The sequence below is a fragment of the uncultured Nitrospira sp. genome (assembly GCA_902500695.1).
Classification (GTDB): Bacteria; Nitrospirota; Nitrospiria; order Nitrospirales; family UBA8639; genus Nitrospira_E.
Map to the genome: position 1 here is coordinate 1 of CABVRQ010000125.1, position 6,857 is coordinate 6,857.

Here is a 6,857-nt window from a genome sequence, read left to right on the forward strand (position 1 = left end):
CCCTGTGGACATACAGTAAATTGGTATTGTCGGCCCCGGAAAGAATCATGGCCCAGATCGGGAGCGCCAAGCCGGCAAAGACGGCGGCACTCAGAAAGAATGGTCGAAATCCGTAGGAAAAGAATGGCAGTTCCTGAATGCAGGATTTTTTGTTCGTTGTGGTGGTCATGTGCTCCTGAGTTCTGAAAAGTTGTTCGTTATGTGAATACGGGTGTCATTTCTCGGCCGAAAAAGCTGGGGCTTATCGGGTAGTGATGTGAGTGAGGTGAGATGGAAGGGGAGGGAAGATCAAAATTGGTTAAATTCCAAATGTGCAGGACCTACGGGCCTCCGGAGCGAAGGGCGAAGAGCTTGTCTCCACGTTGACGATGCCGCACCTCAGCCAGATTCTTCGTTTCCCTCAGAATGACAATGTTCCATCGAACGTATGTGTGCCTTTAATTGTTCTCCCTACCGACGTTAGACGAATACATACTAACCAGTGTGGTTCATACCAGGTGGTCAACCTGCGCGTTTCTGGGGAGTGGTCGGTGGCCAGATTGAATGTCATTGCGGCTCAGCTAGATCCTTCGTTTCACTCAGGATGACAACGTTTCACTCAGGGAGACAACTCCTGTTGTCCAGGAATCTGCACCAAACGGTCGTCGCGCTTCGCAAACGGCTGTCGCCTACGATGCCGACCCTAAGACTTTGGTAATGAGGGCTTGGGCTTCTTCCTGGATTTGCTTGAGATGCGTGTCGCCTTTGAAGCTCTCCGCATAAATTTTATACACATCCTCGGTTCCAGAAGGTCGGGCGGCAAACCAGCCGTTCTCCGTCATGACTTTCAGCCCGCCGATGGCACTGCCGGTTCCCGGTGCCGAGGTGAGGATGCCGGTAATCTTTTCCCCTGCAAGTTGAGTTGCTTGAATCTGCTCTGGCGAAAGTTTTTTGAGAATGGCTTTCTGCGCGGGTGTGGCCGGCGCATCGATGCGCTGGTAGACCGGAGTTCCCAGTTCCTTCGTGAGGTCGAGGTAGTGTTGGCTGGGATCGCGCCCCGTTTTGGCCATCATTTCCGCCGCTAACAAATCCAGAATGATGCCGTCTTTATCGGTCGTCCATACCGTTCCGTCACGACGAAGAAAAGAGGCACCGGCACTCTCTTCTCCACCGAAACCGACGGACCCGTCAATCAGCCCATCTACAAACCATTTGAATCCGACCGGCACTTCAACGAGACGCCGTCCCAATTTGGCGGCCACTCGATCAATCATGCTGCTACTCACCACGGTCTTCCCGACGGCGGCATCCTTCCGCCAGCCGGAGCGTTGCGTAAACAGATAGGAAATAGCCACCGCGAGATAGTGATTGGGATTCATCAGCCCGGCCGTGCGCGTGACAATCCCATGCCGGTCGTGATCGGTATCGTTGGCGAAGGCAATATCGAACCGATCCTTTAAGGCAATCAGTCCGGCCATGGCATAGGGGGAGGAGCAGTCCATGCGAATCTTCCCATCCCAGTCCAGATTCATGAAGCGAAAGGTCGGATCCACGCCTTCATGCACGACCGTAACCTGAAATTTGTATCGCTCCGTGATGGGTCCCCAATAGTCCACGCCTGCGCCGCCGAGCGGATCCACTCCTATGGACAGTTTCGCATCGCGGATGGCCTCCATATCGATCACGGCGCCAAGATCGCCAACATACGAGCCGACAAAATCATGCCGGTGCGTGGTCGAGGCCTTCCGCGCTTTCTCATACGAGATGCGCTTCACCCCGCGCAGGTCATTGGTCAGTAATGCGTTCGCCTGTGTCTCAATCCAGGTGGTCACGTCGCCATCAGCCGGTCCGCCATGGGGCGGATTATATTTGAAGCCACCGTCTTCCGGCGGATTGTGCGAGGGCGTGATGACTATGCCGTCGGCTAAGCCTGTCTTCCGATCACGATTGTAGGTCAGGATGGCATGAGAAATAACCGGGGTCGGCGTGTACCCGTTGTCGCGGTCTATCATGACGATCACCCCATTGGCCGCGAGTACTTCCAGCGTGCTGGCCAGAGCCGGCTCCGAGAGCGCGTGCGTATCTATGCCTAAAAAGAGAGGCCCGTCAATATGATGTTGCTGCCGATAGAGGCAGATGGCCTGGGTGGTCGCCAGGATATGGGCTTCATTAAATGAATTCTTTAACGAGGAGCCGCGGTGTCCCGATGTTCCGAAAGCGACCCGTTGTTCCGGCACAGCAGGGTCGGGTCGACCGGTGTAATAGGCTGTGACGAGCCGGGGGATGTTGGCGAGCATGGAAGGGTTGGTTGGCTGTCCTGCAAGAGGGCTCAGGTTCTTCATGATATCTCCACGTTCGGAAAGTAGGTAAAAACAGCATCGCCTGACTTAAGTGTGCGAGGGCTACCTTACCGATATTTAGCAGAGGATTCAAAGCCTTCCTTCTTCCTCATGCCGACCTGGTGCGGTCAAAGAATCGGGTGCAGACTTCGACTCCGTTTTGGACTAGTTTCGTCTGACATGAATCCTCACCGAAGGCTTGATGATCTCATTCCTTATGTGAGTCTTATCAACACTTTTTAAGAAATTCTGTGGATAAGAAAATCATTGACAGCGTATTCTTTTTCACGGAGATCAATGGGCATCGGTATGGAGACACAAGTCAAGAAAAAAATACTATTTCTACCTTTACGCCTACGCCAAAAAACCTACACCACTTCATGTGGGGGCATAAAAAAAACTTTATACAATGCCTAAAACAGAGGCAATCTGCTCATTTCCTTTTGAATCCTTAGCAAATCCCGCGATGCACGACAGTATTCACCAGGTTATGCACAAATTTTGGGGATGAGTATTTTTGGCCATGGTCTGCATTTTGCCGACCCCAGAAATCAACGCTTTTTATGTGATGGCTGCCATTCGCGAGGATCCAAAGGGACGGTCGTGCCAAATCATCTCAAAACTTTTCCCATGTCCCATGATCGTTGTCATCCTGCCCCATTCGGCAAACCTGCCATGAGCGCGGCCGAAGGGGCTCAGGGCAAGGTGTCCCGAAGGATCTCGCTGAGCCGTGTTATCCGTCAACCTGGGCACAGATGTTTCTCCATGGACTTGTCCTGATCCATGCCGAAGGGCTCAGCATGACAAGTTGGCGAAGGCCTTGCCTGGTGCGGGTGTGCGCTAAATGGGTGAATGTCGCATTGAAAGTTTTACCCTGCATGGGTCACGACTCATTTCTGTGAAGAGCCATGCTAAAACGATTCACACCATGCCTGTTTACACAATAAACCTCATTGCTAGAATAAGCGGTGCTTTACAGTCACCCTCCTGCTCTTTTCGCTACTGGAAAATAATGTCTTATGGACTCCCTTGAATCCTTTATCTCGACCCTAGCCGGTTGGGTCTGGGGTCCGCCCATGTTGATCCTGTTGGTCGGCACCGGGTTATATCTAACCCTTCTGCTGAAAGGCCTGCAGTTTCGTGTCCTGCCGCATGCGCTGAAGTTAGTCTTTCACAAAGACCCAAGTGGCCATGGCGACATCAGCCATTTTGCCGCGCTCATGACCGCCTTATCAGCCACAGTGGGCATCGGGAATATTGTGGGCGTGGCCGCGGCGATCACGCTCGGGGGTCCCGGAGCGGTCTTTTGGATGTGGATGACCGGCCTGGTGGGCATGGCGACCAAATATGGGGAGGCGGTGCTGGCGGTGAAATACCGTGAGCAGGGGGAATACGGGATGCGTGGCGGGCCGATGTATTACCTGGCCAAGGGTGCCGGGCTGCCGTGGTTGGGGTGGCTTTTTGCCTTGTTCACGGCCTGTGCGGCGTTTGGGATCGGGAATATGACGCAGGCCAATGCCGTGGCCGGGATTATTGAGTCGACCTTTCAGATCCCGCCATGGATTACCGGGGTGGTGTTAATGGCCATGACCGGGCTGGTGATATTGGGCGGCATCACATCCATTGGCCGGTTTACCTCCGTGTTGGTGCCATTCATGATTGTGGGGTATGTGTCATCGGCCCTGGTTGTCCTGGCCCTGCATGTGACGGAGATCCCGCAGGCCTTGGCAAGTATCGTCTATCACGCGTGGAACCCGATTGCGGCAGGAGGCGGATTTGCCGGCGCCACGATGGCTGCCGCCATGCGCTACGGGTTGGCGAGAGGCGTGTTTTCAAATGAATCCGGCCTCGGGTCCGCGCCCATTGCCGCCGCCGCCGCACGCACAGACGATCCGGTCAGGCAGGCACTGGTCAGCATGACCCAGACCTTTATCGACACGCTGGTGGTCTGCAGTATGACGGCGTTGGTCATCTTGACCGCGACTCCATGGACACAGGGTATCGATGCGGCTCAACTTACCAGCGCCAGCTTCGGGGAAACCCTCGGCCCCACAGGAGAACTCATTGTCACGTTCTCCATCACCCTGTTTGCCTATTCGACCTTGATCGGCTGGAATTACTACGGCGAGAAAGCCGTCGAGTATCTGATGGGGACGAGGGCGATCTTGTACTACCGCGTGATTTTTGTTGGGGTGGTCCTGCTCGGCGCCACATCCAGGTTGGAATTGGTGTGGAATGTGTCCGATGTTATGAACGGCCTGATGGCCATTCCGAATCTCATCGGGTTGCTGCTTCTGGCCAAGATTATCAAACAGGAAACGGTCCGCTATTTTAACGCCCAAAAGATTGTCGCCGGTTCCTTGCGCGCTCCTGCTCCCCCTCCTGTGTGACGGGGGGAAGGGAAAACTGAACACCTCCATAAAGCCTTCAGATTAACAATCAGAGTGCAGATCATTCCCCGACACAGATCCTTCCGAATTTTTTTGTACGATTGAGTGTTGGAATCTGAATTCACCACATGATGTCAGGTTAGATCGGGCATCAGGAGTGGACAAACCATTGTCCTAGTTTCAATAAGGTGTAAGGGGTCAGATAAAAAGACAACACGGAAATCACGACCCCTGATATGGCCCCGGACAATCCGCTCATGAATACCCCGATCAAGGGAAGCAAAAACACGATTAGAATCATGGCCAGGGCGATACGTTTGTGGTGTTCGTAGAAAGCCTGGCGCCGATCACTCTTTAGCGAATCGGAAAAGGATAAATCGGAAGGAAGTGCCATCCGCACAGTATAGTCAAACAGGGTATTGATTGTGAACGTATTCTTCCATCCGGACAAGAGAATTTCATGGTGACTTAAAGGGGATGGAGGTTCGCTATTCTTCTCAATGCGCCACCCCATGCAGACGAAAGAGGCTCACACCTCCCAAACCCCTTTGGTCTCTGGTCTCAGAGGCCTAAAGAGCTTTGAACAAAAGATAGGCCACTCCACCCGTTTTATCCATTGGTCGTATTCCTTTCTCCTGATATAGATCAATATGAAAGATCGGGTAAAAGATGAATTCATACTGTTATTAAAAGGAGAAGTCATTCATGGCCACAAAAACCCAAAAAGCTCAGTCAGCACAAGTCACCGACATGCTTCGGAAAGACCATAAAAAGGTCAAGGCTTTGTTTAAGAAGTTTGAAAAAACAACCAAAGCCCATGAGAAACAAGACATCGTGAACACGGCATTGGTGGAGCTTGAAATCCACGCGGAGTTGGAGGAAAAAATCATCTATCCTGCCATTCGTCCGAAATTGAAAGACGAGGATCTTATGGATGAGGCTCTGGAGGAGCACCATGTCGTGCATGCGGTCATCGGGGAGCTGAAAAAAATGAAGCCGGGTGACGAACGCTATGATGCCAAATTTACCGTGCTCGGCGAACTGTGCAAACATCATATTGAAGAAGAAGAGAAAGAAATGTTGCCTCAGACAGAAAAAAAGCGGGATATCGACTGGGACAGTCTCTACGAGCAGGTCATGAAACGGAAAGACCAACTCATGGAGAAGGCAGGTATGTCTTCCAATGGCGCAAACACAAATTCGAAGGCCCGAAAAAAGAAATAGGAAAATCCACATACGACTGCGATCGACCGCATGTCAAAAAACGCAGGCTTCACACGTCCATTGAACGGGAGGCAATCATGCCGGGCGACCCCATGGTTGCCACTCGGAATCATGCTCCTGTGCCTGATCCCCTCGGCAGCTCTCAGCTTAGCAGGGCCAGGGGAGGAATTGATCGTGAGTGAGAGGCATAGATTCTCATGCCCGGAGAGTCCCAACTGTGTTTCCACGATGGCTGCGACGGAAAGCCATGCGATAGCACCCTATCCTTATCAAACATCCTTGGAGGAAGCCAAAGCAGTGCTGAAACAGGTTTTCGGTCAATTTCCTCGCACGGAATTGTCCAGGGAAGAGGAGGACTATCTCCAGTACGAAATCAAAAGTTTCCTCTTTGGTTTTGTGGACGACGTCGAGTTGTGGTTTGATGAGGCCACAAAAGCCATTCACTTCCGTTCAGCCGCACGTAGCGGCTACTACGATTTCGGAGTGAACCGGAAGCGAATGGAGCATGTGCGACAAATGGTGGAGAGCAAGCTCTAATGAAGACAGTACGTATGCCACATTCTCCAACCTCACCATTAAGCCCCGTATTTGGAAAGAGTGCCTTACTCTCGTAAGATTTTTTTTATTCCGCCGTTCGTCGTCAGACATCAGAAGTTGTCATCCCGAGCCATCCGGCAGGACTCAGGACAAGCCCATAGCGAAGCATCTGTGCCCAGAGCGAGCCGTTTCGGGCTAGGCTAGATCCTTCGGAAACCTCAGGATGACAACCCTCAGATGTGTTTTTGTTTACTTGATCGGTGAGAGGATGCTGGGGTTTGTTCCTCTCCTTGAATTCTTCTTTGGAATTAAAATTCCATACAAAGGAGAGGGACATGAAAGCATCTTTGCCCAATGCTAACCGTTTCGGGCTGAGCTAGATCCTTCG

At 52.3% G+C, this 6,857-nt stretch carries 5 protein-coding genes; 3 read left to right on the forward strand and 2 right to left on the reverse strand.

Going from position 1 to position 6,857, the window contains the following annotated elements; genetic code table 11:
* Window positions 1-668: 668 nt before the first annotated feature.
* Complete coding sequence (gene pgm, locus AAH187_RS18300) at window positions 669-2,321, reverse strand: phosphoglucomutase (alpha-D-glucose-1,6-bisphosphate-dependent) (protein WP_342349928.1); 1,653 nt, start codon at window positions 2,319-2,321, stop codon at window positions 669-671.
* Between the two features lie 1,016 nt (window positions 2,322-3,337).
* Here pgm and AAH187_RS18305 point away from each other — a divergent pair.
* Window positions 3,338-4,708 (forward strand): sodium:alanine symporter family protein, encoded by a 1,371-nt coding sequence (locus tag AAH187_RS18305; RefSeq protein ID WP_342349929.1) that lies wholly within the window; start codon window positions 3,338-3,340, stop codon window positions 4,706-4,708.
* A gap of 151 nt (window positions 4,709-4,859) precedes the next feature.
* On the opposite strand, the gene AAH187_RS18310 is transcribed toward AAH187_RS18305, so the two are convergent.
* Complete coding sequence (locus AAH187_RS18310) at window positions 4,860-5,159, reverse strand: hypothetical protein (RefSeq protein ID WP_342349930.1); 300 nt, start codon at window positions 5,157-5,159, stop codon at window positions 4,860-4,862.
* 254 nt (window positions 5,160-5,413) lie between these two features.
* On the opposite strand from AAH187_RS18310, the gene AAH187_RS18315 reads away from it, so the two are divergent.
* On the forward strand, window positions 5,414-5,932 hold the full coding sequence (locus tag AAH187_RS18315; RefSeq protein WP_342349931.1) for a hemerythrin domain-containing protein: 519 nt from the start codon (window positions 5,414-5,416) through the stop codon (window positions 5,930-5,932).
* A 111-nt stretch (window positions 5,933-6,043) separates the two neighbouring features.
* Window positions 6,044-6,469, forward strand: coding sequence for a DUF1499 domain-containing protein (locus AAH187_RS18320; protein ID WP_342349932.1), 426 nt, complete (start codon window positions 6,044-6,046; stop codon window positions 6,467-6,469).
* The last annotated feature ends 388 nt before the right edge of the window (window positions 6,470-6,857 follow it).